At 66.1% G+C, this 351-nt stretch carries 1 protein-coding gene; it reads left to right on the top strand.

Annotated elements, in window-relative coordinates:
• Positions 1 to 351, top strand: a 351-nt coding sequence (locus JK363_RS41765) for a KR domain-containing protein (protein WP_201883536.1), incomplete at both ends; no start/stop codon positions are given.

Genomic DNA, 351 nt, shown 5'->3' with positions numbered 1-351 from the left:
CTGGATGCGATTCCGGCGGATGTGCCGCTTCGGGGTGTTGTGCATGCCGCCGGTGTGCTCGATGACGGCCTGATCGCGGACCTGACTCCTGAGCGGTTGGGCCGGGTGTTGGCGGTGAAGGCGGAGTCGGCGGTGCATTTGCATGAGCTGACTCGCGACAGTGAGCTGCATGCTTTCGTTCTGTTCTCTTCCTTTGCCGGTGTGGTGGGCAATGCGGGGCAGGCGGCGTATGCGGCGGCGAACAGTGTGTTGGATGGGCTTGCGGTGTCGCGGCGGGTGCAGGGTTTGCCGGCGGTGTCGTTGGCGTGGGGCATGTGGGAGCAGGCCGAAGGCATGGGCGGTCGGCTCAGC

The sequence above is a fragment of the Streptomyces coffeae genome, assembly GCF_016741875.1.
Classification (GTDB): Bacteria; Actinomycetota; Actinomycetes; order Streptomycetales; family Streptomycetaceae; genus Streptomyces; species Streptomyces coffeae.
This window is presented reverse-complemented; position numbering and strand designations above follow the sequence as displayed.